The 24,139-nt window shown below is 66.8% G+C and carries 24 protein-coding genes; 9 read left to right on the top strand and 15 right to left on the bottom strand.

Annotated elements, in window-relative coordinates; translation table 11 throughout:
* Window positions 1-885 (bottom strand): aldose 1-epimerase family protein, encoded by an 885-nt coding sequence (locus EWH10_RS19230; protein ID WP_044661178.1) that lies wholly within the window; start codon window positions 883-885, stop codon window positions 1-3.
* Window positions 886-1,045: 160 nt separating this feature from the next.
* Here EWH10_RS19230 and EWH10_RS19225 point away from each other — a divergent pair, with 160 nt between their 5' ends.
* Window positions 1,046-1,570 (top strand): hypothetical protein, encoded by a 525-nt coding sequence (locus tag EWH10_RS19225; protein WP_044661179.1) that lies wholly within the window; start codon window positions 1,046-1,048, stop codon window positions 1,568-1,570.
* On the opposite strand, the gene EWH10_RS19220 is transcribed toward EWH10_RS19225, so the two are convergent.
* The 7 genes from EWH10_RS19220 to rpmI all read right to left on the bottom strand — a co-directional run bounded on the left by EWH10_RS19220 (window position 1,518) and on the right by rpmI (window position 7,571).
* Window positions 1,518-2,228: a DUF4386 domain-containing protein gene (locus EWH10_RS19220; protein ID WP_044661180.1), complete on the bottom strand. Its 711-nt coding sequence runs from the start codon at window positions 2,226-2,228 to the stop codon at window positions 1,518-1,520. The two genes, EWH10_RS19225 and EWH10_RS19220, sit on opposite strands and share 53 nt — an antisense overlap.
* Window positions 2,225-4,639 carry a phenylalanine--tRNA ligase subunit beta gene (gene pheT / locus EWH10_RS19215; protein ID WP_044661181.1) on the bottom strand — a complete coding sequence of 805 codons (2,415 nt, stop codon included), beginning with the start codon at window positions 4,637-4,639 and terminating at the stop codon, window positions 2,225-2,227. The genes EWH10_RS19220 and pheT overlap by 4 nt, the downstream gene beginning before the upstream one ends.
* Window positions 4,636-5,739, bottom strand: coding sequence for a phenylalanine--tRNA ligase subunit alpha (pheS, locus tag EWH10_RS19210; RefSeq protein WP_025548230.1), 1,104 nt, complete (start codon window positions 5,737-5,739; stop codon window positions 4,636-4,638). Before pheS ends, pheT begins: the two co-directional genes overlap by 4 nt.
* 22 nt (window positions 5,740-5,761) lie before the next feature.
* Window positions 5,762-6,109, bottom strand: a complete 348-nt coding sequence (locus tag EWH10_RS19205; RefSeq protein ID WP_007689499.1) for a GIY-YIG nuclease family protein — start codon at window positions 6,107-6,109, stop codon at window positions 5,762-5,764.
* Between the two features lie 60 nt (window positions 6,110-6,169).
* Window positions 6,170-6,790: a LysE family translocator gene (locus EWH10_RS19200; RefSeq protein ID WP_025548232.1), complete on the bottom strand. Its 621-nt coding sequence runs from the start codon at window positions 6,788-6,790 to the stop codon at window positions 6,170-6,172.
* Between the two features lie 200 nt (window positions 6,791-6,990).
* Window positions 6,991-7,353, bottom strand: coding sequence for a 50S ribosomal protein L20 (gene rplT, locus EWH10_RS19195; protein ID WP_022682430.1), 363 nt, complete (start codon window positions 7,351-7,353; stop codon window positions 6,991-6,993).
* A 14-nt stretch (window positions 7,354-7,367) separates the two neighbouring features.
* Window positions 7,368-7,571 (bottom strand): 50S ribosomal protein L35, encoded by a 204-nt coding sequence (gene rpmI / locus EWH10_RS19190; RefSeq protein ID WP_007689506.1) that lies wholly within the window; start codon window positions 7,569-7,571, stop codon window positions 7,368-7,370.
* A 158-nt stretch (window positions 7,572-7,729) separates the two neighbouring features.
* Between rpmI and EWH10_RS19185 the strand changes: the two genes are divergently transcribed.
* A complete protein-coding gene (locus tag EWH10_RS19185; protein ID WP_044661182.1) occupies window positions 7,730-9,925 on the top strand; it encodes an AsmA family protein in 2,196 nt (731 codons plus the stop codon).
* 116 nt (window positions 9,926-10,041) lie between these two features.
* On the opposite strand, the gene hisN is transcribed toward EWH10_RS19185, so the two are convergent.
* Entirely contained in the window at window positions 10,042-10,827 is a 786-nt protein-coding gene (hisN, locus tag EWH10_RS19180) for a histidinol-phosphatase (protein ID WP_025548235.1), read from the bottom strand.
* 127 nt (window positions 10,828-10,954) lie between these two features.
* Between hisN and EWH10_RS19170 the strand changes: the two genes are divergently transcribed.
* Together EWH10_RS19170 and EWH10_RS19165 are read left to right on the top strand one after the other, a co-directional pair.
* A complete protein-coding gene (locus tag EWH10_RS19170) occupies window positions 10,955-11,383 on the top strand; it encodes a VOC family protein (protein ID WP_044661183.1) in 429 nt (142 codons plus the stop codon).
* Between the two features lie 54 nt (window positions 11,384-11,437).
* Complete coding sequence (locus EWH10_RS19165) at window positions 11,438-11,674, top strand: hypothetical protein (protein WP_025548238.1); 237 nt, start codon at window positions 11,438-11,440, stop codon at window positions 11,672-11,674.
* A 94-nt stretch (window positions 11,675-11,768) separates the two neighbouring features.
* Here the strand turns inward: EWH10_RS19165 and EWH10_RS19160 are convergent, their stop codons facing one another.
* Window positions 11,769-12,704, bottom strand: coding sequence for a ribose-phosphate pyrophosphokinase (locus EWH10_RS19160; protein ID WP_044661184.1), 936 nt, complete (start codon window positions 12,702-12,704; stop codon window positions 11,769-11,771).
* 131 nt (window positions 12,705-12,835) lie between these two features.
* Here EWH10_RS19160 and EWH10_RS19155 point away from each other — a divergent pair, with 131 nt between their 5' ends.
* Both EWH10_RS19155 and gltX read left to right on the top strand, forming a co-directional pair.
* Entirely contained in the window at window positions 12,836-14,497 is a 1,662-nt protein-coding gene (locus EWH10_RS19155; protein WP_044661185.1) for an NAD+ synthase, read from the top strand.
* A 5-nt stretch (window positions 14,498-14,502) separates the two neighbouring features.
* The gene (gene gltX / locus EWH10_RS19150; RefSeq protein ID WP_065846204.1) at window positions 14,503-15,831 is read left to right on the top strand and encodes a glutamate--tRNA ligase; all 1,329 of its coding nucleotides are present in this window, start codon (window positions 14,503-14,505) and stop codon (window positions 15,829-15,831) included.
* Window positions 15,832-15,990: 159 nt separating this feature from the next.
* Here the strand turns inward: gltX and EWH10_RS19145 are convergent, their stop codons facing one another.
* The 4 genes from EWH10_RS19145 to hemC form a co-directional block, all read right to left on the bottom strand.
* Window positions 15,991-16,740, bottom strand: coding sequence for an esterase/lipase family protein (locus EWH10_RS19145; RefSeq protein ID WP_044661187.1), 750 nt, complete (start codon window positions 16,738-16,740; stop codon window positions 15,991-15,993).
* A 122-nt stretch (window positions 16,741-16,862) separates the two neighbouring features.
* Window positions 16,863-17,747, bottom strand: coding sequence for a hypothetical protein (locus EWH10_RS19140; RefSeq protein ID WP_044661188.1), 885 nt, complete (start codon window positions 17,745-17,747; stop codon window positions 16,863-16,865).
* 10 nt (window positions 17,748-17,757) lie between these two features.
* On the bottom strand, window positions 17,758-18,426 hold the full coding sequence (locus EWH10_RS19135) for a uroporphyrinogen-III synthase (RefSeq protein ID WP_044661189.1): 669 nt from the start codon (window positions 18,424-18,426) through the stop codon (window positions 17,758-17,760).
* Window positions 18,423-19,361, bottom strand: a complete 939-nt coding sequence (gene hemC, locus EWH10_RS19130) for a hydroxymethylbilane synthase (protein WP_044661190.1) — start codon at window positions 19,359-19,361, stop codon at window positions 18,423-18,425. Before hemC ends, EWH10_RS19135 begins: the two co-directional genes overlap by 4 nt.
* Window positions 19,362-19,406: 45 nt before the next feature.
* On the opposite strand from hemC, the gene tsaD reads away from it, so the two are divergent.
* The 3 genes from tsaD (at window position 19,407) to EWH10_RS19115 (ending at window position 23,008) form a co-directional block, all read left to right on the top strand.
* Complete coding sequence (gene tsaD / locus EWH10_RS19125; RefSeq protein ID WP_044662974.1) at window positions 19,407-20,441, top strand: tRNA (adenosine(37)-N6)-threonylcarbamoyltransferase complex transferase subunit TsaD; 1,035 nt, start codon at window positions 19,407-19,409, stop codon at window positions 20,439-20,441.
* On the top strand, window positions 20,438-21,424 hold the full coding sequence (locus tag EWH10_RS19120) for an NAD(P)H-dependent glycerol-3-phosphate dehydrogenase (RefSeq protein WP_044661191.1): 987 nt from the start codon (window positions 20,438-20,440) through the stop codon (window positions 21,422-21,424). Before tsaD ends, EWH10_RS19120 begins: the two co-directional genes overlap by 4 nt.
* A gap of 63 nt (window positions 21,425-21,487) precedes the next feature.
* Complete coding sequence (locus tag EWH10_RS19115) at window positions 21,488-23,008, top strand: lipopolysaccharide biosynthesis protein (protein ID WP_371873103.1); 1,521 nt, start codon at window positions 21,488-21,490, stop codon at window positions 23,006-23,008.
* A 39-nt stretch (window positions 23,009-23,047) separates the two neighbouring features.
* Here the strand turns inward: EWH10_RS19115 and EWH10_RS19110 are convergent, their stop codons facing one another.
* Complete coding sequence (locus EWH10_RS19110) at window positions 23,048-24,049, bottom strand: adenosine kinase (RefSeq protein WP_044661192.1); 1,002 nt, start codon at window positions 24,047-24,049, stop codon at window positions 23,048-23,050.
* Window positions 24,050-24,139: the final 90 nt, after the last annotated feature.

Below are 24,139 nucleotides of genomic sequence, written 5' to 3'. Positions count from 1 at the left end.
TCAGCCGCCCACCACCGTCACGTCCATCCGGAAGGCCCGTTCCTTCCCCGGCGCCAGCCGCATGATCCCCTGCTTCTCCCAAACATCTCCGGTAAAACCCACCGGATCGGCCATCCCCGCCCAGGGTTCCACGCAAAGATAATGCGCCCCCGGCTTTTGCCACAGCCCCAGCCAGGGCGTATCGGGAAAATCGATCCTCAGCCCCTTGCCGCCCGGCACGCCCCAGAACAGGCTGCGGCTCTCCAGCCGGTCCCAGACCAGCGCGTCGCCCTCAAACATCGCATGGGTGGGCACCAGCACCTGGCCATCCACGGGTGAAGCAATGCTTTCCCGCGCGATCAGGCCCGGCTCGTCCCCCACCTTGCGGATCGGCGCGGGTTCCGCCTTCTCGAACAGCACCCGGTGATCCTCCGCCGCCCCGCCATAGGGCAGCGGCCATGCAAAGGCAGGATGATAGCCGAAGGAGAAGGGCAGGTTGCCCTCGCCGATATTGGCCACCGTCGCCTTCATCCGCAGCGCCGCTCCCTCGACCGCGAAGCGCATGTCCAGCCGGAAGTCGAAGGGATAGACCGCCCGCGTCTCCGCATCCGCCTCCAGCCGGAAGGTCACGGCCTCGCCGCTCCGCTCCACCAGCGCGAAAGCCCTGCGCCGCGCAAAGCCATGCTGCGGCATCGCGTAATCCCGCCCCTCGAAGCGATAGGCATCCCCGCGAGAGCGCCCGACGAAGGGGAAGAGCAACGGCGCGTGTCCCGTCCACCAGCGCGGGTCCGCATCGGTCATCAACTCGCGCCCCTGCCGGTCCTTCAGCGACCAGAGCTCCGCCCCCAGCGGGTTGACGACGGCGCTCAGATCGCCTGAACCGATGGTGATGAATTCGTCCGCCATATGCTGCAATCTCCTTGCCGTCCGGCATAGAGCGATTTCCCGGCGACCGGAACCGACCGCCGGTCAGGAAATCGCGGAAAAGAAAGAGTCCGGAGCGGCCAGGCCTGCGCGGAACCACGCCCAGTCTCAAGGGGTTGAAGAAGCAGCAGGGAGAAATCGGATGAAATGGATCGGCGTGGCTGCGCTGCTGCTCTGTTCGACGGGCGCTCTGGCGCAGGAACAGGAGAAGAAGGACGACACGTTGAAGAAGGCGGGCACCATCGCGACCCAGCCCGCGCGGGATGTCGGCATCGACAAGGACAAGATTCCCGATGTGCTCCAGCAGGCGGTCGAAGACCCCTATAAGCGCCCGCCCTTGCGGAGCTGCAAGGCGCTCAAGACCTCGCTCGAAGAACTCAACGCGGTGCTTGGCCCCGACTTCACCGTGGGGCAGAAGGCGAATGAGAACCGCACCGGCAAGATAGCCGAAGCCGTCGGCAAGACGATCGTCAATTCGATCATTCCCTTTCGCGGCCTCGTGCGGGAGATCAGCGGCGCGGCCCCTGCCGAGCGTCGTCTGGAAGCCGCCGTCACCGCCGGCATAGCCCGGCGCGGCTATTTGCGCGGCCTGGCCGACGCCAAGGGTTGCAAGATCATGAGTCCGCCGCCGACGGCGCAGGAAAAGGCCGACGAGCCGAAAAAATAAGCCATAGCGCGAAGACCGCCTCCGCCAGCACCGCCACGATGTCCGCCTGAATCACCGTCGCGTCGGCCAGGTCCGGCGCGATCAGCGCCATCAGGCGCGCCACCGCCTGTACCGAGCCGCCGAACATCAGCGCCGCGCCCAATGCGCGGGGAAACCGCCGCGAGCGGAAAGCCAGCAGACCGATCAGCAGCAGATACAGCCCCAGGAAGATGCGTGCGACGTGTTGAACCTGATCCCGCAGCAGCAGCGTCAGTTCCACGAGCGAATAGGTCTGCGCCATGCCGATGCCCGGATGCGGCGCCCCGTCCAGCAGGATGAGCGGCGCGATGGAGAGCAGGCTGCCTGCCCCCAGCGTCGCAATGCCGATGACGGAAAGCGAAGCCGCCATCCGCGCAACATGCCTCCCGCCCGGCGCGAACAGCGCATAAAGCAGGACGGTCGCCCCCAGCATGGCGCAAGCCATCGCCAGATCGGTCGCCTCCGCCGCGCGATAGGCCCAGGGAAAGTCCTTTATGTTCCGCGCCGTTTCCCGCCCGGAACCGGGCACGACCAGAGCGGCGCGGATCATGGCCTCACCCACGCCGCGCGCCGCCATGCCGCCGAGAAGGAAGAGACCGGCAAGCCGCGCTTTCCCCTCGATCCCGGCGAACAGCCTCATCCCCGCAGAGTGCCGCCCAGCTTTTCCGCCGCCTTCACCACGGCCGCGCTGATCGCGTCCAGCTCTTCCTGGGAAAAGCTCTTGTCGCCGGGTTGCAGCGTGATCTCGACGGCAAGGCTCTTCTTGCCCTCATCCACGCCGGGGCCGACGAAGACGTCGAACAGCCGCGCGTCAACGATCGCTTTCTTGTCCGCGTTCCTGACCGCACGGACCAGTGCGTCGGCTTCGACAGTCTGATCGACGAGGAACGCGAAATCGCGTTTCACCGCCTGCAAGGCTGGCGGCGCATAGGGCGGGCGCATGAAGCCGCTGGCCCGTCGGGCGGGGATCGCGTCGAGGAAGATCTCGCCCGCGACCACCGCGCCGGTCAGCCCGAACTGCCTGGCGAGGCTGGGATGCAGCACGCCGAACTCCGCCAGAACCGTTTTCGGCCCCAGCCGCAACGTGCCCGACTGGCCCGGATGATAGGCGCCCGAGGCCTCGCCGAAGCTCTGGAGATTGGCGACGGGCGCGCCCGCGGCGGTGAGCAGCGCGATCGCCTCGCCCTTGGCGTCGAAGGCGGAGAAGGGCTGCGCCTTCCCGGTCTGCCAGCCCCGCGCCACCTTCTCGCCCGCCAGCACGAAGCCGACGGTCGGCCGCTCCTTGTCCGCCAGATAGCGGCGGCCCAGCTCGAACAACCGCACCGAAGCCGCGCCGCGGTCCACATTCCGCCGCGTGGCCGAAAGCAGACCGGGCAGCAGGGAAGGACGCATGACCTTCAGATCCTCCGAAATCGGGTTGGCGAGGGTCCATGCCCCGCCGCCGACCGCGGCGGCCTCCCTCTCCGAAATGAAGGACCAGTTGACCGCTTCGGCCAGCCCACGCGCCGCCGCCGTCCGGCGCACGCGCCGTTCGATGGCCTGTTCCGGCGTGGCGGTCGGCTTGGCGACGCCGGGGGCGCGGGGCAGGGGGGTGGAGGGCACCTGATCCAGCCCGACGATGCGCACCACCTCCTCGACGATGTCGGGCCAGCCGTCGACATCACGCCGCCAGCTCGGCACCGTCACGGTCCATGTGGCAGGGGTCGTGACCGGCACGCCGTCCTGATATTCGAAGGTGGCGTCATTGCCTTCCACCTCGAATCCCAGGCTTTCAAGAATGCGTTTCTGCTCCGAATCCGCGACGTCGACGCCGGCAAGCGCCAGGCATTGCGCCGGATCGTAGGTCACGGTCTTCACGGCCAGCGGCGGACTGCCGGCGCGCGTCGCCTCGCTGGCGCTGCCGCCGCACAGATGCGTCACCAGATAGGTCGCTATCGACAGGCCGTCGTCCAGGAAGGCCGGGTCCACCCCACGCTCGAACCGTCCGCGCGCGTCGCTGGTCAGCCCCAGCTTCTGCCCCGTCACCGCGATCCGTTCCGGCGTGAAATAGGCGCATTCGATCAGCACGTCGGTCGTGGCTTCCGTGGCGCCCGAATGCTCGCCGCCCATGATGCCGCCAATGTCGTGCACCGCTTCGTCGTCGGCGATCACGGTCATGCTCTCATCGACCGTGTAGGTCTTGCCGTTCAGCGCCAGCACCTGCTCGCCCGGTCTGCCGCGCCGCGCCACCAGCCCGCCCTTGAGCGTCGCCATGTCATAGACGTGCAGCGGCCGGCCCAGATCGATCATGATGTAATTGGTGATGTCGACCAGCGTGCTGATCGGCTTCTGCCCGATGGCCTTCAACTGCTTCGCCATCCATTCGGGCGAGCTGCCGTTCTTCACGCCGCGCACTGTCCGGGCGAAGAAGGCGGGGCAGCCCTCCGCATCCTCGATCCGCACGTCCGGTCCGGGCCCGGCGGCCTCGATCGTTGGCACGATCAGCGCGTTCAGCGTGCCCAGCCCCGCCGCCGCCAGGTCGCGCGCGATGCCGCGCACGCCCATGCAGTCCTGCCGGTTGGGCGTGATCGACACGTCGATGACCGGATCGTCCAGCCCCGCCCATTCCGCATAGACCCGTCCCACCGGCGCATCGGCGCTGAGTTCGATGATCCCGTCATGATCCTCGCCCAGTTCCAGCTCCCGGAACGAGCACATCATGCCGTTGGATTCGACGCCGCGAATGGCGGTCTTTTTCAGCACCATGCCGTTGACCGGCACCACCGCGCCCTCGGTCCCGAACACGCCGACCAGCCCGGCCCGCGCATTGGGAGCGCCGCAGACCACCTGCAACGGGCCGTCGCCCGCATCCACGGTCAGCACCTGCAGCTTGTCCGCCTGCGGATGACGCTCCGCCGTCAGCACCTTCGCAATGCGGAAGGCGCCCAGCTTCTCCGCCGGATTCTCCGCGCCCTCGACCTCAAGACCGATGTTCGTCAGCCCCTTGAGGATCGTCGGCAGGTCGGCATCGCTATTAAGATGCGTCTTGAGCCAGCTCAGCGTGAACTTCATGCGCCCACTCCCCCGCTCAAAGTGGGCACATCCAGCGCCGAAAAGCCATAATGTTTCAGCCAGCGCAGATCGCCGTCGAAGAAAGCGCGCAAGTCGTTCATCCCATATTTCAGCATGGCGAGCCGGTCGACGCCCGTCCCGAAGGCAAAGCCCTGCCATTCATCCGGATCGAGCCCGCAGGCCTCGATCACCCGCCGGTTCACCATGCCGCTGCCCAGCACCTCCAGCCAGCCGCCACCCGGCGCGTCGCCGTCGCCCCCGATCACCCGCTGGCCGTTCACCAGCGTATAGCCGACGTCGACCTCCACCGAAGGTTCGGTGAAGGGGAAATAGCTGGGCCGCAGGCGCAGGACGATGTCGTCGCGCTCGAAAAAGGCCTTCAGGAAAGTCTCCAGCGTCCATTTGAGATGACCGAGCGTGATGCCCTTGTCGATCACCAGCCCCTCGATCTGATGGAACATCGGCGTATGCGTCGCGTCGCTGTCCGACCGATAGACGCGGCCCGGCGCGATGATGCGGATCGGCGGTTCGCCGTTCATCATGGTCCGGATCTGCACGGGGGAGGTGTGGGTGCGCAGCAGCATCTTCTTCCCGTCCCCATTCCCATCGGTGGTGTCGGGGAAGTAGAAAGTGTCGTGCATCGCCCGCGCCGGATGCGTCTCCGGAATGTTGAGCGCGGTGAAATTATGCCAGTCGTCCTCGATCTCCGGCCCCGTCGCCACGGAGAAGCCCAGATCGGCGAAAATCTCCGCCAGTTCGTCCATCACCTGGCTGACCGGATGCACGGACCCCTGTGGACCGGTGTCGGCGGGCAGGGTCATGTCGATCTTCTCGGCCGCAAGCTTCGCATCGAGCGCCGCCTGCTCCAGCGCCGCCTTCCTTTCCGCCAGCGCCGCCGTCACGCTCTCCCGCAAATCCTGGATCGGGGGGCCTTTCTCCAGCCGCTCCTCCGGGCTCATCGGGCCCAGCGTCTTGAGCAACCCCGTCACCACGCCATTCTTGCCCAAGGCGCCGACCCGCAGCGCCTCCAGCGCGTCGAGCGTGTCGGCGGCGGCAATATCCGCGATCAGGCCGGCTTTCAGATTGGCAATCTCAGTCATCGAACGTCGTTCCACTTTCCCGTCATTCCCGCGAAAGCGGGAACCCATCTCCTGCCCTCTCGCGGAGGGGTTCAAAGCCGAAAGCCAGGGCCAGATCATCCCATTCGGGATTTCCAGCCTCGATCAGCTCGATCTTCCATTGCCTGTTCCATTTCTTGATCCGCTTTTCCCGCAATATCGCGCCATCGATCGCGTCATGCATTTCGAACCAGACAAGGCGCTTGACGCCGTAGTCGCTCGTGAAGCCTTCAATCAAGCCGTTTCGATGTTCGTATAGACGCTTTACAAGGTCGGAGGTAACGCCGGTGTACAGCGTCCCATTTCGGCGGCTCGCCAATATGTAGACCGTTGGGCTGATTTCGCGTTTCATGCATTCCTCGGGAGATGGGTTCCCGCTTTCGCGGGAATGACGAGGTGGAAAAGCGGGGACTTACGCCCGCGCCCCCAGCAACGCCCCGCCGAAGCCGATGAACATCAGCCCCGTTCCCCGGTTGAACAACCGCTGCCGGTTCGCGGGCGCCAACCAGCGGGCGAGCTTCATGCCCCCCAGCGCATAGACGCACTGCCAGCCGAACTCGATGGCGACGAAGCTCGCCACCAATATGCCCAGCTGCACCGCAAAGGGCCGATCGGTATCGATGAACTGCGGAAACAGCGCGGCCGCGAAGATGATGAGCTTGGGATTGCTGAGGCCGGTGAGCAACCCGGTGCCATAGAGCGCCCGCAGCGACCGCGCCCGCGTGGCGCCCACCTCGCCTGCTTCACCCACCGGCGCGCGCCAGGCCTTGACGCCCAGCCAGATCAGATAGGCGACACCTGCATAGCGCAACCCGTCGAACAGGCGCGGAGAGGCTTTCAGCAACGCCCCCAGCCCCAGCGCGGAGGCGATCAGGCACAGCAGGATCGCGCTCATCAGCCCGGCCATGGTGGCAAGCGCCCGACGCGGGCCATGATGAATGCTCTGCGTCATCACATGCAGCATGTTCGGTCCCGGCGTGGCCGAGATCAGGAAGACCGCCGTGACATAGAGCCACCAGACATGCAGCGACATGAGGGATATTCCTTCAATACCGTTCGGGCTGAGCGAAGCCGAAGCCAGCGCTTGAGCCTGGCGAAACCGTTCGCCTGCGGCTCAGCAGAACCTTCGACTTCGCCCAGGGTGAGCGGAGATGGGGGTTCACGCCAATCAAAAAGGGCGCCGAAGGCATCTGCCCCGGCGCCCCTTTGGACGATCTTGCGACCGTTCTAAGCTCAGGCCGCGGGCAGCGCAGCCTTCGCCTGGGCGATGATGGCGCTAAACGCCTCGCCTTCGTGCATCGCAATGTCGGCCAGGACCTTGCGGTCCAGATCCACGCCGGCCAGCTTCAGGCCGTGCATGAACTGCGAATAGGTCAGGCCCTCGGCGCGGACACCGGCGTTGATGCGCTGGATCCACAGGCCGCGGAAGGTCCGCTTCTTGACCTTGCGGTCGCGATAGGCGTACTGGCCGGCCTTTTCGACGGCCTGACGGGCGATGCGGATCGTGTTCTTGCGACGGCCATAATAGCCCTTCGCCTGATCCAATATCCTCTTATGCTTCGCCTTGGTGGTCGTACCACGCTTGACACGTGCCATTGGTCAGCCCTCCCTTACTTCAGGCCATAGGGCGCCCAGAGGCGCACATGGGCCACGTCGGCGTCGGACATGACCGAGGTGCCGCGATTCTGGCGGATATATTTCGCATTGTGGCTGATCAGGCGGTGACGCTTGCCAGCGACGCCGTGCTTGACCTTGCCGGAAGCGGTGAACTTGAAGCGCTTCTTCACACCGCTCTTGGTCTTGAGCTTGGGCATTTTCGTCTCCTTTTCAAAGCGCGACGATTACGGACAGCCACGGCAGCCCTAGTTAGCCGGGCGGTCCTTCCAAATATCGCGAAGGGCGGCCCATAGTCGGAAGCATCCCCGAACGCAAGCGATTCGGACCCAAAAAGGCGGATCGGCGTTGAACCGCCATGGCCGACGCCGATCCCCTCCGGCCGGACATGCCGGCAAGCCCCGATCGGCCGGATAGGCCGACAAGCGAAATGCCGCGCCCCCGCGGCACGGGCCATTATGTCCAGCGCGCCAGAGAGGGCTGGCGAAGGCTCCCCCTGCCGGTGCGCATCCTGCTCTGGATCGTCGGCATTCTCTTCGCGCTCTGGCTCATGCTCTTCATCACCAAGGGCCGCTTCCTCAAGCATCCCTTCGAACGGATGCTCGGCAACCGCCTTGAACGCCCCGTGCGCGTCGGCGGCGACTTCCAGCTCTATTTCGACCCCATCACGATCAAGTTCCGCGCCGAGCATATGGCCGTCGCCAATACGCCCTGGGCCAGCCGGCCCGCCTTTTTCCGGGCCGATCTGATCGATAGCCGGATCGCGCCCCTCAGCCTTCTCTTCGGGGACAAGTACAAGGTCCGCTGGCTCGAACTGCGCAATGCCGCCGCCGATCTGGAATGGTCGCGCGACGGCAGGAGCAACACATGGACCTTCGGCGATCCCGGCAGGAAGGGCGAACCGCTCAACCTGCCGTTGATCCGCCGCGCCCTCCTGGCCGGTACGACGCTGCGCTATCGCGACCCCCGCATGCAGCTTGACGCCGACATCGGATTCGAGACGGTGAAGGCGCAGGACACCCGCTTTGCCAGCGACGTGCGCTTTTCCGGCACCGGCACGATGCGGGGCCGCCCCTTCAGGCTGCGCGGCGGCCTGCTCTCGCCCAACCAGACGGTGACGGGCGGCCGGAACAGGCTTGCCCTCCGGGCCGAGGCTGGCGCGACCGTGCTGGAGGTCAGCGGCACGCTTCCCGGCGCGACCGAGATCGAGGGGGCGGACCTGCGCCTGCTCACCCATGGCCCCAATCTTGCGCGGCTGTTCGATTTCCTGGGCGTCGCCATTCCCGAAACGCGCGCCTATCGCTTTACCTCCGCGCTGACCAAGGCTGGCGAGGAGTGGCGGTTCACCCATCTCAAGGGCCGTTTCGGCGACAGCGACCTGGCGGGGCGCATGACCGTGTCCCTGCCCGACGATCGCCTGCTGCTGAAGGCCGACCTCGCCACCCAAAGCCTCGACATCGTCGATGTCGGCCCGTTCATCGGCTATGACCCCCAGCGGCTGGAGAGGCAGGGCAAGGCGGGCGCGATCCAGACGGTGGGCGGCACGCCGCGCGTCCTGCCCGACGCGCCGCTGCGAGTGGAGGCGCTGCGCAATTTCGATGCGCGCGTCCGCTATGACGTCCGCCGGGTCCGCGCCGACAATCTGCCGGTGTCCAATATCGGCCTGACGCTCTCGCTCGACCGCAGCCTGCTCAGGCTGTCGCCGCTGACATTCGACATGTCGGGCGGTCATGTCAGTTCCGACATCAGCATCAATGCCCGGACAGAACCCGTTCGCACCAGCTACGACATCCGACTGTCTCCTACGCCCATGGGCAAGCTGCTTTCCCGCTGGGGCGTGGAGGAATCCGGCACCACCGGCACGATCAAGGCGCGCGTCCAGATGACCGGCCTCGGCAACACGCTGCACGATTCGCTCAGCACGTCCAACGGTCGCATCGCCGTGATCCTGCCGGCGGGCTCCATGTGGGCGCGCAACGTCCAACTGGCGGAACTCGACATCGGCACCTTCATCACCAAGATGTTCCAGAAGAAGCTGAAGGACCCGGTGGAGATCAATTGCGGCCTGATCGCCTTCACCGTGCGCAACGGCGTGGCCGCCGCCGATCCGATCATCATCGATACGCGCAAGAATGTGATGCTGGGCCGGGGCGGCTTCTCCTTCCGCAACGAAAGCCTGGACCTCGCCTTCCGCGCTGACGGCAAGAAGTTCAGCCTGTTCTCGGGTCAGTCGCCCGTCGGCATCACCGGATATTTCGCCAGGCCGGGCATCGACGTGATCAGCCCCGAACTGGTCGCGCGCGGCGGCGCGGCGGCGGCGCTCGGCATAGCGGCCACGCCGCTTGCCTCGGTACTTGCCTTCGTCGATGTCGGGGATGCGAAGAGCGCCGCCTGCGGTCCGGTCCTTGCCGGCGCGACGGCCGCCGCCCAGCGCACCAAGGGCGGCAAGCCCCGCGACGATGTCGGCCGCGGCACCACGGCCAAGGATGAAGCCGGTAAGGGCAATGCCCGCGAAAATAAGAGCCAGAAGAAGAAATTCCTGGGCATCTTCTGATGCACTGGCGCCCTGCACCAATCGCGGGGTGCTGAGCGGCGACAGGCTCATTTCCCAGCTAACAGATCGCCGTCCGAGCTGGACGAGTGATACACCCTCCTGAAATAATTAGCGCCCTAATGACCCTCATGCCCCTCGGCCAACGCCTCCAGCACGTCATCCAGCCGCGCGGCGTCGCCCAGCGCTATCACCTGACCGTCGCTGTCATGCGTGAGCGGCTCGCCGGTCCAGTCGCACATCCGCCCGCCCGCGCCCTCCACCACCGGCACCAGCGCCGCCAGATCGTGCAGCTTGAGACCCGCCTCGACCACGATGTCGACATGACCCGACGCGACCAGCCCATAATTATAGCAGTCCCCGCCCCAGACCGTGTCGCGGCACTGCCCCGCAAGGCGTGAGAAATGCTCGCCGCTGCAGCCCGGAAAAAGCTGCGGCGCGGTGGATGCCAGGATCGCCTCGTCCAGGGCGCGGCAGGCGCGGGTGGTCACCGGCTTGCCGTTGAAGGTCGTCGGCTGCCCCATCATTCCCGCCCAGCGTTCCTCCGCAATGGGCTGGTCGATGATCCCGACGGTCGGCCAACCCGCCTGGGTCAGCGCGATCAGCGTGCCGAAGATCGGCCGCCCGGCGATGAAGCTGCGCGTACCGTCGATGGGATCGAGGATCCATACCCGTTCCGCATCCTCGCGGCTCGCGCCATATTCCTCCCCGATGATGCCGTCCTGCGGCCGTTCCTTCTCCAGGATCGCGCGGATCGCTGCTTCCGCGGCCCTGTCCGCCTCCGTCACGGGGGACTTGTCGGATTTGAATTCCATGTCGTAGCGCGCGCGGAAAAAGGGGCGGATCGCCGCGCGGGCGGCGTCGGCAAGGCGGTTGGCAAGGGCCAGATCGTCGCGGGTCGTCATGCCATGGGCCTAGAGCATTTTCCCGCCCGGCGGAACGGTCGACCGCCGGGAAAATGCAAAGGGCTGTCGCGACGGGCGGAGTTAAAGGATAGGCTGGGTCTCTCCGATTCCCTGAAGGAGGGATGTGATGCCCGGTTCTCCCGTCATCCCCGGCCTGCGCTATGCCGATGCGCCCGCCGCCATCCGGTTTCTCTGCCGGGCTTTTGGTTTCGAAGTGCAGGCCAGCTACGAAGATGCGGACGACCCGCACATCGTCCATCATGCCCAGCTGGTGCTGGGGGAGGGCATGGTCATGCTGGGCAGCGTCCGCGACGGAGCGATGGAATCGCTCTATAGCTGGAGCACGCCCAGGGAACTGGGCGGCGTCACCACCTGCATCTATGTGGTCGTGCCCGACGCCGACGCCCACTGCCTTCACGCACGGAATGAAGGCGCGGTGGTGGTCAGCGAGCCGCACGACAATGACGGCTATCCCGGTCGCGGCTATGAAGCGCTCGATCCGGAAGGCAATGTCTGGAGCTTCGGCACTTACGACCCCTGGGCGCATTCCGCCTAAACTTCCGCCGGTTCGCGCCGTCCTATCCTTCGACATGTCTCGAAGGAGTTGCTGGTGGCGCTGGTCGGCTGGATTGTAAGTTTCATGGCCCTGTTCGGAGGGCTGGCGCTGTGGCAGGATCTCCCGGCCGACGGTTCGCCCGCATTGGCGAACATCCTGTTCATGCTGGCCCTGCTGACCTGCCCCTGGTTGTGGCGCGACAAGCCGCTCGGCATTTCACTCAGCCAGCGCATCTTCCTGGCGATGGCGCTGGTTTGCAGCCTGCCGCTGCTGTTGTTTCCGCGCAACTGAGCAAAGTCGCGCCGCGCGACTTTGCCGAACGGACATGAAAAAGGCCGCCGATGGGACCATCGGCAGCCTTTTTTTCGACTTCCTCGCGGCGATCTCAGTCGAACAGGCTGGAAACGGAGCTTTCGTCCGCGATGCGCTTGATCGCCTCGCCCAACAGGGGAGCGATCGGCAGATGGCGGATGCTCTTCGCGCCGCAGACCGCATCCGTACCCTGGATCGAGTCGGTGATGACCAGTTCCTTGAGTTCCGACGCCTCGACCCGCGCCACCGCGCCGCCCGACAGCACGCCATGGCTGACATAGGCGGCCACCTCTTCAGCCCCCGCCACCTTGAGCGCGGCTGCGGCGTTGCAGAGCGTGCCCGCCGAATCGACGATGTCGTCGATCAGCACGCAGAAGCGACCCTTCACGTCGCCGATGATGTTCATGACCTCCGATTCGCCCGCGCGCTCACGCCGCTTGTCGACGATGGCGAGGGGGGCGTTGTCCAGCCGCTTGGCAAGGGCGCGGGCGCGCACCACGCCGCCCACGTCCGGCGACACGACCATCAGGTTGCGGTCGCCGAAGCGCGCCTGGATGTCGGCCGACATGACCGGCGCGCCGAACAGATTGTCGGTCGGAATGTCGAAGAAGCCCTGGATCTGCCCGGCGTGCAGGTCCACCGACAGCACGCGGTTGGCGCCTGCGGTGGTGATGAGATTGGCGACCAGCTTGGCCGAGATCGGCGTGCGGGGGCCGGGCTTCCGATCCTGCCGGGCATAGCCGAAATAGGGGACCACCGCCGTGATTCGCTTGGCCGACGCGCGCTTCAGCGCGTCGATCATGATCAGCAGCTCCATCAGATTGTCGTTCGTCGGATAGCTGGTCGACTGGATCACGAACACGTCCTCGCCGCGGACATTCTCGTGAATTTCCACGAAAACCTCTTCGTCGGCGAAGCGGCGGACGCTCGCGTCGGTCAGGGGAATCTCGATATAGTCGGCGATGGCGGCCGCGAGCGGCTTGTTGGAATTGCCGGTCATGAGCTTCATGGCCAAACCCCTAGAACTAAATGGCGTGACAAATTGGTGACGCTGTCGGAACGCGGCCCCTTTAGCGGCGGAGGCCCCTCCTGAAAAGGCGCTTTTGCGCGCTGCTGCAAAATGCTCTAGGGGCGCGGACCATGACCGACAAACTCGTGATAGCCCTGGCCCAGATGACGCAGTCGGTGGGCGACTTGTCCGCCAATGCCGACGCGATGCTGGAATGGCGTGCGCGGGCGATGGAAGCGGACCTCATCGTCTATCCCGAACTGCAACTGATCGGCTATCCGCCCGAGGATCTGGTGTTGAAGCCCGCGCTGGTGGACCGGGCCAATCATGAGCTGGACCGGCTGGCGCAGGCGACCGCCGACGGCGGCCCCGCCATGCTGGTGGGCACGGTCGTGGCGTCGCAAGGCGTCCTGTTCAACGTCGTCGCCCTGCTGGAGAATGGCGCGGTCACCGCCATCCGGCAGAAGCGGGAACTGCCCAATTACGGCACCTTCGACGAAAAGCGCCTGTTCGCCCCCGGTCCGCTGCCCGCGCCCATCGAGTTCCGGGGCGTTCGCATCGGCGTCCCGATCTGCGAGGACATCTGGTTTCCCTTCGTCACCGCCCATTTGCGGGCGGAAGGCGCGGAAATCCTGATCAGCCCCAACGGCTCCCCGTTCGAGGTCGACAAGGACGACCGCCGCATCAACGCCGTCGCCGGGACCCGGGTTCGTGAAACCGGCCTGCCGCTCGTCTATCTGAACCGCGTTGGCGGGCAGGACGAGCTGGTGTTCGACGGCGCCTCCTTCGTCATGAACGGCGACCTCAGCCTGGCGCACCAGCTTCCCGACTGGGAAGAGGCGCTGGTCCTGACGCACTGGGAAAAATGGGAAGGCCAGTGGGTCTGCCTTCCCGGCGAGCGCCACGCGCTCGATGATCGCCCCGCCGACATCTACAACGCCATGGTCCTGGGCCTGCGCGACTATGTGAATGGGAACCGCTTTCCCGGAGTCGTGCTTGGCCTGTCGGGCGGCATCGACTCGGCCCTTTCCGCTGCCGTCGCGGTGGACGCGCTGGGCGCCGACCGGGTGTGGTGCGTGATGATGCCATCGCGCTTCACCAGCCGGGAAAGCCTGGACGATGCCATCGAATGCGCCCGCCTGCTGGGCGTCCGCTACGACAGCATCCCCATCGAACCCGCGGTGGAGGCTTTCGATGCGATGCTGGCCGACGTCTTCGCCGGCCGCCAGCGCGACCTGACGGAGGAGAATATCCAGTCCCGCATCCGGGGCGTGACGCTGATGGGCCTGTCCAACAAATTCGGTCATATGCTGCTCACCACCGGCAACAAGAGCGAGATGTCGGTCGGCTATGCCACCATCTATGGCGACATGGCGGGCGGCTATTCGGTGCTGAAGGACGCCTATAAGACGACGGTGTTCGACCTTTGCCGCTGGCGCAACGAGAATGTCCCGTCGCTGGGCGAGGGGTTCGGCCCCCATGGCCCCGTCATGCCCGAGCGCGTCATCACCAAGCCGCCCAGCGCCGAATTGCGCGACAACCAGAAGGACGAGGACAGCCTGCCCCCCTATGAGGTGCTGGACCCCATCCTCTACGGTTTGGTGGAGGAGGAACTGTCGGTCGAGCAACTGGTCGCCCGCGGATTCGAACGCGACACGGTCGCCCGTATCGAACGGCTGCTCTATGTCGCGGAATATAAGCGCCGGCAGTCGCCCCCGGGCGTGAAGCTTGGCATCCGCAATTTCGGCCGCGACCGCCGCTACCCGATAACCAACGCCTTCCGCACGCTGTAAACCGCATGACAGTCATCACCCGCTTCGCTCCGTCGCCCACCGGCAACCTCCATGTCGGCAATATCCGCGCCGCGCTGCACAACTGGCTGTTCGCGCGCAAATATGGCGGCCAGTTCCTGCTGCGCCTCGACGACACCGATCTCGAACGCTCGCGCCCCGAATATGTCGACGGCATTAAGGCGGACCTGAACTGGCTCGGCCTGCATTGGGACGGGGAGGAGAAGCAGTCCGACCGCTTCGCCCTCTATGAGGAAAAGTTCGAAGCGCTCAAGGCGTCGGGTCATGTCTATCCGGCCTATGAAACCGCGCAGGAACTGGACCTGCGCCGCAAGGTGCTGCTGGGTCGTGGCCTGCCGCCGGTCTATGACCGGGCGGCGCTGGCCCTGAGCGCGGACCAGATTGCGGCCTATGAAGCCGAAGGGCGTCGGCCGCACTGGCGCTTCAGACTGGATCATGACCTGCCCATCGGCTGGACCGACCTGATCCGCGGCGACCAGCGCTTCGACCCGAAACTATTGTCCGATCCGGTGATCCGCCGCGCTGATGGAAGCTGGCTCTATATGCTGCCGTCGGTGATCGACGACATCGCCATGGGCGTCACCCATGTTCTGCGCGGGGAAGACCATGTGTCCAACACCGCGACGCAGATCCAGATGTTCGCGGCGCTGGGCGCGACACTGCCCGCCTTTGCCCATGAAGCGCTGCTGACCGGGAGCGAGGGCAAGCTTTCCAAGCGGCTGGGGTCGCTTGGCGTCGCGCATTTTCGCGAGAGCGGTCTTGAACCGATGGCCATCGCCTCCCTGCTGGCGCGGCTGGGCAGTTCCATGCCAGTGGAACCCTTTACGGACCTGCAACCGCTGATCGACAGCTTCGACTTCGCCCATTTCGGCCGTGCGCCAGCACGCTTCGATGAAGGGGAACTGGCGAGCCTCAACCAGAAGATCGTCCACCTGCTGCCCTATGCGGCTGTTGTGGATCATTTGCCCCAGGGCATGGACGAAGCGGCCTGGGACGCCATCCGCCCCAATCTGGAAACCGTGGCGGGGGCGGCTGACTGGTGGCGGATCGTCACCGGCCCGATCGACGCGCCATTCCCGGTGGACGAAGATCGCGACTTCCTCGCCCTGGCGCATGCCCGGCTGGCGGAGGCGAGCTTCGATGCCGCCATCTGGCGAACCCTGACCGAAGCGCTGAAGACGGAAACCGGCCGCAAGGGCAAGGCGCTGTTCCTGCCGCTACGCCGGGCACTGACCGGACTGGACCATGGACCGGACATGGGCCAGCTCCTGCCACTGATCGGGCGGGAAGAAGCCTTGGCGCGTCTGTCGGTCTGATCGGGAGATTTGGCGAGGAGCGGACCAGAAGACCGTTCGGGCCGAGCTTGTCGAAGCCCTTTATGCCTGTTTTTGCGCCACAGTCCCAAGCAAGACCGGTGGGAGAAAGCAGGCCTGTCCGCTCTCCACCCGGGCCACTATCCCGGCGCTCCGAAAGCCCTACCGCTGCATAAGCTCCAGCGCCCGGCCCACGGCCAAAATCCCTTCCGGCGCGGCTGCGAAGCCCATATGGGTGCAGTCGACCTCGATTGCCCGATCCCGTTCGCCGACGCGCCCCTTGGCGCATTGGGGCAATATCACGCCATCCCGACGCGACCAGAGCGCCACGGTCGGCACCGGCGGTTTTTCCTCGCGCCGGCAGGTGAAGGGCGGCCGGTCGACTGGAAATCCGGAAACGAGCTGATAGAGCCGCCACGCATGATTGGCGCGGGGATCGCCGGAAAAGGGCGTACCCATCGTCACGACGCCGCCGACCTTATGCATGGCGAACTTGGCATATTCCCGCGCAAACAGCCCGCCCAGGCTCCAGCCCACCAGAGTGACGGGCGCTCCGGTCTCACGCCTTATGGCATCCACCCGGCGGTCGATCTGTTCCAGACTGTCCGGCTTGGGTCCGAAATTGCGGCCCATGCCCCAGCCATGCGCCTCATAGCCCGCCGCGTTCAGCACGGCGCGTAAAGGCTCCATCCGCTGCTCGCTTGCGAGCAGGCCCGGGATCAGCAGGATCTGCCGTCCGTCGCCATGGATGGCCCGCGCCAGTTGGGCGGCCTGCGCCCGTGTCCGCGCCAGATCGAAAGGCACCGATGCATTGCCCAACAGATGCTGGAGCGACGGCCGCTCGGCCGCGCGAGGTCCGCTGGCCAGGCGGCTCTTCCAGAAACTGGCAATGGCGTCGGCATAGGGCGGCACGAAAATGTCTTCCTTCTTCCAACAGGAAAAATGACATTCTCATGACACAGGCTCCCGAGTCCATGGAGATTTATCCACGGGCATGAACGGTTCGCCGTTTGTGACAGCGGCTTATGGAAGGATCAGGGCGCCAATGGAGAGGTCTGCGCCACCGGCGCGCCGTCGGCCGCCCGCAACTGGCGCGGCTCCAATATCGCGGCCGTTTCGATCAGGTCCAGCGCCCGCCGCGCTTCCATATAGCGCCGCGCATATTGCATCCATCGGTCGGCCGCCGCGCGCCCCGGCATCTGCTCCACCTCGGCCAGAGCCGCGCCGACCTGCGATCCGTCCAGATAGCGCAGCGCCCGGTCCAGCGCTGCCTGCGGCCGGGGGGAGGGGGTGGACGCCCGGTGAATGGTGATGATCTCCCGCGCCTCATGTTCCAGCGCTTCCCACCAGCTCGCGTCGGCGGGCGGGACGGTGACCCGGTTGGCCAGGGCCGTCAGCCCGGCGCGCAGGTCGGCCAGCGTCACCGGTTCCCGCGCGGCGTTGATGATGGTCGCCACCGCGCGCGGCTGCGCCTGTCCGAAACGAAGGCGCAACTGGCCTTCGATATAGCCGAGCGGCGTCCCGCTATCGAGCGCCCGCCGCGCCGCGAAGGCGACCAGCAGGCCCTCCGCGCGCGCCGCATTGCCCGACGCCGCCTGCGCCTCCACCGTGATGCGGTTGAGCCGTTCCTCCAGCTGCACGACGCGCGCGTCCAGCATCTGCCCGGCATCGGCGGACAGCGGCCGCATCGGCACGCCCGGCGCGGCGGCATTCAGCAACGGATCGCTCAGCACCGACGGCCGTTGCGGTGCATTCCACCGCTGGATGCGCGGCAGGGCGAGGACGGTCAGCACGACCCCGACCGCAAAGGCGAGCAAGACCAGCAGCACCAGCAGCCAGGATCCGCGTCGCGCCGGGGGCGGCGGCGCAACGCCGCCGGACGGGCCATCCGTGTCGCTCATCAAGGGCTTTTCTTCCATATGAGGCGAATCATTCGCATAATCGGACGGCAAGGGCCAGCATCCTCTCATCATCGGGCTTATCGGGCGCCTGAGCGCTGGCCCATCCGGTGCCGCAGGCGACCAGCGCCGCAGGGCTGATGGCGATCAGGTGGAGTGATCTGCGCAGCCCCGGACCCACATGGCGCGCCAGCAATTCGCCGGCACGCGGGGAATGGACCAGAAGGACGCTGCCGGCCTCCAGCCGCTCCACCCATCCCTCATCGCCGGTCCGCAGCATTTCATAGACGACGACCCGCTCGATCCGCAGCGCGCCCGCGTCGATCGGCGCCACCGTCCGCCCCGCCAGATGCAGCACATCGCCATGCCCGTCCGCCGCGATCCGCCGCGCAATGGCGGTGCCGTCGCCATCTCCGGCGACGACATCTGCGAATCCGGCTTCCTCCAGCGCCTTCGCCGTCGCCTGTCCGACCGCATAGACGGGCAACTTCCGATAGCGGGCCAGCCCTTCCCCTGCCAGTCGGGCCGCATTGGCACTGGTCAGCAACAGGGCATCGAATCTTTCCGGGGCAGGGGCCTCCCATTGCAGCGCCCGGGGCGCGAACAGCGGAAAGACCCGCGTTTTCAGCCCTAGTTCCGCCGCCCGCGCCGCGGTCTTGCCCGCCCCCGGTTCAGGCCGCAGGATGACGAGAGGCCTCACGCCTCGAACAAAGCCCGCAGCGTCGGACTGGCCCTGTCCAGCAAAGCGCGTCCCATCCTTTCCGCGGCGGCGGCATCGCCCCGCCCGATCCGCAGCGCATCGCTGACCGTCTCCTGCCCGTCGGGGCTGATGATCTCGGCCCGCAGATGGACCCGCCCATCCTCCAGCCGGGCCAGCGCCGCAATGGGCGAATGGCAGGTGCCGCCGAGCCCGGCCAGCACCGCGCGCTCCGCCATCACGCAATCGAAGGTGTCGGCGTCGCTGATCGACGCCAGCAGATCGAGCACCGCTTCATTGTCGCTCAGCGTCTCGATGCCCACGGCGCCCTGGGACGGCGCGGGCAGCATGACCTCGACTGGGATGGTGACGCCTACATCGCCCTGGCCCAGCCGGTCGAGCCCGGCCGCCGCCAGCAGGGTCGCATGCGCCTCCCCCCTTTCCAGCTTGGCGAGCCGCGTCGCGACATTGCCGCGGAACAGGATGACCTCCGCGTCGGGCCGAAGCCGCCTGACCTGCGCCGCCCGGCGCGGCGAGCTGGTGCCCACCAGCGGCCTTTCGGGGAGCGCCGCGAAACTGTCCGCACCCACAAGGCGGTCACGCACATCGGCGCGGGGCAGCATGGCGGCGATGCGGATTTCGGCGGGCCGGATCGTCTCCACATCCTTCATCGAGTGCACGGCGAAATCGATCTCGCCACTGGCCAGCGCGCGGTCCAGCTCCTTGGTCCAAAGCGCTTTGCCGCCGATTTCCGCGAGCGCCCGGTCCTGAATGCGGTCGCCGCTGGTCTGCACCACGACGATCTCGACCGCGCCCTCGTCCCAGCCGTGGCGCGCCCGCAGCGCCGCCACCGTCATATGGGCCTGCGCCAGCGCGAGCGGGGAGCCACGCGTGCCAAGGCGAAGGGGCGTGTGGGGCGGACGGGAAGGCTTTTGCATGATCCCGCTTGCTCTAATGATCGCGGGCATTAGATGGAAGCGGCAATGACGATCATCCTCGGCCTGGAATCAAGCTGCGACGAAACCGCGGCGGCGCTGGTGACGGCGGAGGGCAGGATCCTGGCCCACCGCCTCGCCACGCAGGAGGAGGCGCATCGCCCCTATGGCGGCGTCGTCCCGGAAATCGCTGCCCGCGCCCATGTCGAGGCGCTTTCGCCCTTGATAGAGGCGGCGCTGAAGGACGCCGACCTCACGCTTGCCGATGTGGACGTGATCGCCGCCACCGCCGGCCCCGGCCTGATCGGCGGCGTGATGGTCGGCCTCGTCACCGGCAAGGCGCTCGCCCATGCCGCGAACAAGCCCCTGATCGCGGTCAACCACCTGGAAGGCCATGCCCTTTCGCCGCGCCTGGCCGATCCGACGCTGCAATTCCCCTATCTGCTGCTGCTGGTGTCGGGCGGCCATTGCCAGTTGCTGCATGTGCGGGGGCCGGGCGACTATGCCCGCCTGGCCACCACCATCGATGACGCCAGCGGCGAGGCCTTCGACAAGACCGCCAAGCTGCTCGGACTGGGCTATCCCGGTGGACCGGCGGTGGAGAAGGCCGCCGCCGATGGCAATTCGAGGGCCGTTCCCCTGCCACGCCCGCTGGTCGGCACCGCCGAGCCGCATTTCTCCTTCGCCGGCCTCAAGAGCGCGGTCATGCGCGCGGCCCAGTCCGGCCGATATTCGACCGAGGACATCGCCGCCAGCTTCCAGCAGGCCGTCATCGACTGCCTGATCGACCGCACCGAGCGGCAGTTGGCGGGCCTTCAGGACATCACCGCCCTCGTCGTCGCGGGGGGCGTCGCCGCCAACCAGTCGATCCGCGCCGCGTTGGAAGCGCTCGCCGCAAAGCATGATCTGCCCTTTGTCGCGCCGCCGCTCTGGCTCTGCACGGACAATGCGGCGATGATCGCGTGGGCCGGGGCGGAACGCTATGCGGCGGGCCTTATCGACGACCTCACGGTCCCGGCGCGCCCGCGCTGGCCGCTGGACCCCGGCGCGGAAAAGGCGCGCGGCGCAGGAGTGAAAGCATGAAGGCTCCCTCCCTGAAGGCAGGCGTCATCGGAGCAGGCGCCTGGGGCACCGCGCTGGCCCAGACGCTGGCGGCGGACGGCCGGCATGTCCGCCTCTGGGCGCTGGAACCCGAAGTCGTGGCGGCGGTCAACGGCGACCGCCAGAACCCGCTCTACCTGCCCCATATCCCGCTCAGCGCCTCGATCGAGGCGACCGGCGACATGGCCGCCATGGCCGACCGCGATCTGCTGCTGATCGTCAGCCCTGCCCAGCATCTGCGCACCGTCGTGGCGCAGGCGCCGGCGGGCACGCCGCTCGTCCTCTGTTCCAAGGGGATCGAGGCGGGCACCAGCCTGCTGATGTCCGAGGTGGCGATGGAAGCGCAGCCGACCTCGCCCATCGCCGTCCTTTCGGGGCCGACCTTCGCGCATGAGGTCGCCAGGGGCCTGCCCACCGCGATCACCCTCGCCTGCGCCGACGCCGCTCTTGCCGCGAAGATTGCGGGCCGCATTGCGCGGCCTGCCTTCCGCCCCTATCTGTCCGACGATGTCGTCGGCGCGGAGATTGGCGGGGCGGTGAAGAACGTCCTCGCGATCGCCTGCGGCGTCGCGGAGGGCGCGGGCCTGGGCCTCAATGCCCGCGCCTCGCTGATCAGCCGGGGCTTTGCCGAAATGACCCGCTTCGGTCTGGCCAGGGGCGCCCGCGCCGAAACGCTGGCTGGCCTTTCCGGACTGGGCGATCTCGTCCTTACCTGTTCCTCGACCAACAGCCGCAACTTCTCGCTCGGCAAGGGGCTGGGGGAGGGGCGGGCTGCCAGCGATCTGCTGGCCAACCGCCGGACCGTCGCGGAAGGGGCCTTTACCGCGCCCGTGCTGCGGGAAGCCGCCCGCGCCGCCCATGTCGAAATGCCCGTGGTCGAGGCGGTCTGCGCCCTGCTGGAAGATGCCGCGCCGCTCGCCCAGGTGATGGATGCGCTGCTCGCCCGTCCGCTGCGCGCCGAATAAATTCATCGCCCTATCATCATTTGTTGCTACAGTCCGGCTCCACAAAATGACGCGACAGCATTGATGTCACAGGGGGATCATAATTCTTTGGCGGCTGAAGGGGCCTCTCCCGCGCAGCAGGACGATATTGCGGCGCTCGCCAAGGGTGGACGGACCAATGTGTTCGGTTTCCTGCTCCGCCTCGCGGCGCGCCTGCCGTTCCTGTTCATCGCCGGCCGCTGGTATGGCGCCGACGCGCTGGGCCGCTTCGCCTATGCGGTGCTGGTGGTGGAGTTCGTCGCCCAGCTCGCGACGCTCGGCCTGAAACGCGGCCTTGCGGGCGCGCTCGCCCAGACCGAGCGGCCGCACAGCCATGTCGTGACCGACGCCATGGTGGTGACGCTGATCGCCTCCCTGATCGGCAGCGCGCTCCTGGTCGCCTTCCCCCAGGCCATGTTCCCGAACAGCGGCATCAACGGCCTCGACCGCCTGCTCGCCCTGATCGTGATCGCGGTCGCCGGGTCCGACGTGGCGCTGGCCGCCTGCGCCTATCGCTTCGACATCGGCGCCACGGTGCGGGCCCGGTCCATCATCGAACCCTGGGCGATCAGCATCGGCGCCTTCGGCTTCGCTTATTATTCGACCCGCGACGGCCTGATCCTCTCCTATGTGGTCTCGATGATCGCCGCGCTGGTCGCCTCGATCATTCCGATGACCCGCCATTACGGCATTCCCTATGGCTGGCGCCCGGATTTCGGACGGCTGTGGCGGCTGGCGCGCCGCAATCTGCCGCTGGCGGCGGCGGACGGCGTGGAATGGGGGTCGCGCCGGCTGGACATGGCGATCCTCGGCCTGTTCGTCAGCCCGGCCGTCGTCGGCATCTATTATGTGGCGCAACAGGTCGCCTCCCTGCCCCAGAAACTGAAGACCAGCTTCGACCCGATCCTGGGCCCGGTCATCACCCGCAATCTTTCGGAGGGCAATCTCACCGCCATAGCGCGGCAGGTGAGCCAGGTCGGCTTCTGGATCATCGCGGCGCAGGCGGGCATCGCGCTTGCGCTCGGCATTCCGGGCGAAGCGGTGATGGGGCTGGTCGGTCCGCATTTCGTCGGCGGAACGGGCGCGCTCGCCTTCCTGCTGCTGGCCGAAGTCGTGGCGGCGACCGCCGTGGTCAGCGAATCGGCGCTGGTCTATATCGCGCGGCACCGCAATCTGATGATCTCGCTGCTGATGATCGGGCTTCAAGCGGCGCTCAGCTTCGCTCTGATCTTCGTGGCGCGGCGCCTGGGCCTGCACGACATGGCCATCGCCGCCGCGCCTGCGCTGGCGCTCAGCATAGCGCTGGGCGTCAGTGCGCTGGTCAAGGCGCGCCTGCTGTCGAACCTGCTGGGCGCCAGGGTCAACGCCTGGCGCTGGCCGTTGCTCAGCGCTTCCGGCGTCGCCTGCATCGTTGGCGCGGCTTTCGTCGCATTGCCACCTCATTTCGAGTGGGTGGAGCTTGTCTTCGGCGTCTTCACCATCCTCGGCGTCTACGGCTTCGTCATCTGGCGCTGGGGGTTCGGCCCCGACGACCGCGCGCTGTTCCGAAAGCAGAAGCCGGCCTGACGCAAAGGAAAAGGCCGGACTTTCGCCCGGCCTCCCATCTTACCCCAGCGTCTTCGCCCGGATCGCCTTCAGGTCGTCCTCCGGCCGCGCGCCCCAGTGGGAGATTACTTCGGCCGCCGCCGCCGCCCCCAGCTTCAGGCACTTCTCGACCTCCAGCCCTTCCAGATGGCCCGCCAGGAAACCCGCCGCGAACAGGTCGCCCGCACCGGTCGTGTCGATCACTTCGGCCACCGGCGCCGCATGCGCTTCGTACCGCACGCCGTCGACCATGGCGATCGCGCCCTTTTCGCTGCGGGTCGAGACCAGCACCGGCACTTTCGCGGCGATGGCGGCCACGGCGGCGTCGAAATCATGCACCCCGGCCAGCGACTGGATTTCGCCTTCATTGGAGAAGAGGATGTCGATCAGCCCTTGGTCGATCAGGTCGATGAAGTCGGCGCGATGGCGGTCGATCACGAAATTGTCCGACAGGGTGAAGGCGACCTTCCGCCCCGCGCCCCGCGCCGCGTCGATGGCGGCGCGCATCGCCGCGCGCGGCTGCTCCGGATCCCAGAGATAGCCTTCGAGATAGAGGATAGACGCGGAACGGATAAGGTCCAGGTCCAGCGCCGTCTCGGGCAGGAACTGCGACGCCCCCAGGAAGGTGTTCATCGTCCGCTGCGCATCGGGCGTCACCAGGATCAGGCAGCGGGCCGTCGGAACGTCGCCCTGCATCGCCGGCGTATCGTAGCGTATGCCGAGCGCGCGCACGTCATGGGCGAAGACGGCGCCCAACTGGTCGTCATTGACCTGCCCGATGAAGCCGCATTTCTTGCCCAGCGCGGCCAGCCCCGCCAGCGTGTTCGCCGCCGATCCGCCGCTGATCTCCTTGCCCGCGCCCATGTCGGCATAAAGGCTTTCCGCCGTTTCCGCGTCGATCAGCTGCATGCCGCCCTTGGTCAGCGCATGTTCGGCCAGGAAAGCGTCGTCGCTCCGGGCGAGCACGTCGACAATGGCATTGCCGATGGCGACAACATCAAGCGTGGGGGCAGCAGCGGTCACGCAAAATCCTTCGTGAATAAGGGGAAAAATCCCGCCGTCTCTACCGATCCGGGGCGCGCTGCGCAACGGCGCTGATTGACGCTGCGCGCC

Source organism: Sphingobium fuliginis (genome assembly GCF_004152845.1).
Taxonomy (GTDB): domain Bacteria; phylum Pseudomonadota; class Alphaproteobacteria; order Sphingomonadales; family Sphingomonadaceae; genus Sphingobium; species Sphingobium fuliginis.
This window is presented reverse-complemented; position numbering and strand designations above follow the sequence as displayed.

Coding starts and splice junctions, on each gene's coding strand:
- EWH10_RS19230 (WP_044661178.1), bottom strand. CDS start 885: ATGGCGGACGAATTCATCACCATCGGTTCAGGCGATCTGAGCGCCGTC.
- EWH10_RS19225 (WP_044661179.1), top strand. CDS start 1,046: ATGAAATGGATCGGCGTGGCTGCGCTGCTGCTCTGTTCGACGGGCGCT.
- EWH10_RS19220 (WP_044661180.1), bottom strand. CDS start 2,228: ATGAGGCTGTTCGCCGGGATCGAGGGGAAAGCGCGGCTTGCCGGTCTC.
- pheT (WP_044661181.1), bottom strand. CDS start 4,639: ATGAAGTTCACGCTGAGCTGGCTCAAGACGCATCTTAATAGCGATGCC.
- pheS (WP_025548230.1), bottom strand. CDS start 5,739: ATGACTGAGATTGCCAATCTGAAAGCCGGCCTGATCGCGGATATTGCC.
- EWH10_RS19205 (WP_007689499.1), bottom strand. CDS start 6,109: ATGAAACGCGAAATCAGCCCAACGGTCTACATATTGGCGAGCCGCCGA.
- EWH10_RS19200 (WP_025548232.1), bottom strand. CDS start 6,790: ATGTCGCTGCATGTCTGGTGGCTCTATGTCACGGCGGTCTTCCTGATC.
- rplT (WP_022682430.1), bottom strand. CDS start 7,353: ATGGCACGTGTCAAGCGTGGTACGACCACCAAGGCGAAGCATAAGAGG.
- rpmI (WP_007689506.1), bottom strand. CDS start 7,571: ATGCCCAAGCTCAAGACCAAGAGCGGTGTGAAGAAGCGCTTCAAGTTC.
- EWH10_RS19185 (WP_044661182.1), top strand. CDS start 7,730: ATGGCCGACGCCGATCCCCTCCGGCCGGACATGCCGGCAAGCCCCGAT.
- hisN (WP_025548235.1), bottom strand. CDS start 10,827: ATGACGACCCGCGACGATCTGGCCCTTGCCAACCGCCTTGCCGACGCC.
- EWH10_RS19170 (WP_044661183.1), top strand. CDS start 10,955: ATGCCCGGTTCTCCCGTCATCCCCGGCCTGCGCTATGCCGATGCGCCC.
- EWH10_RS19160 (WP_044661184.1), bottom strand. CDS start 12,704: ATGAAGCTCATGACCGGCAATTCCAACAAGCCGCTCGCGGCCGCCATC.
- EWH10_RS19155 (WP_044661185.1), top strand. CDS start 12,836: ATGACCGACAAACTCGTGATAGCCCTGGCCCAGATGACGCAGTCGGTG.
- gltX (WP_065846204.1), top strand. CDS start 14,503: ATGACAGTCATCACCCGCTTCGCTCCGTCGCCCACCGGCAACCTCCAT.
- EWH10_RS19140 (WP_044661188.1), bottom strand. CDS start 17,747: ATGGAAGAAAAGCCCTTGATGAGCGACACGGATGGCCCGTCCGGCGGC.
- hemC (WP_044661190.1), bottom strand. CDS start 19,361: ATGCAAAAGCCTTCCCGTCCGCCCCACACGCCCCTTCGCCTTGGCACG.
- tsaD (WP_044662974.1), top strand. CDS start 19,407: ATGACGATCATCCTCGGCCTGGAATCAAGCTGCGACGAAACCGCGGCG.
- EWH10_RS19120 (WP_044661191.1), top strand. CDS start 20,438: ATGAAGGCTCCCTCCCTGAAGGCAGGCGTCATCGGAGCAGGCGCCTGG.
- EWH10_RS19115 (WP_371873103.1), top strand. CDS start 21,488: ATGTCACAGGGGGATCATAATTCTTTGGCGGCTGAAGGGGCCTCTCCC.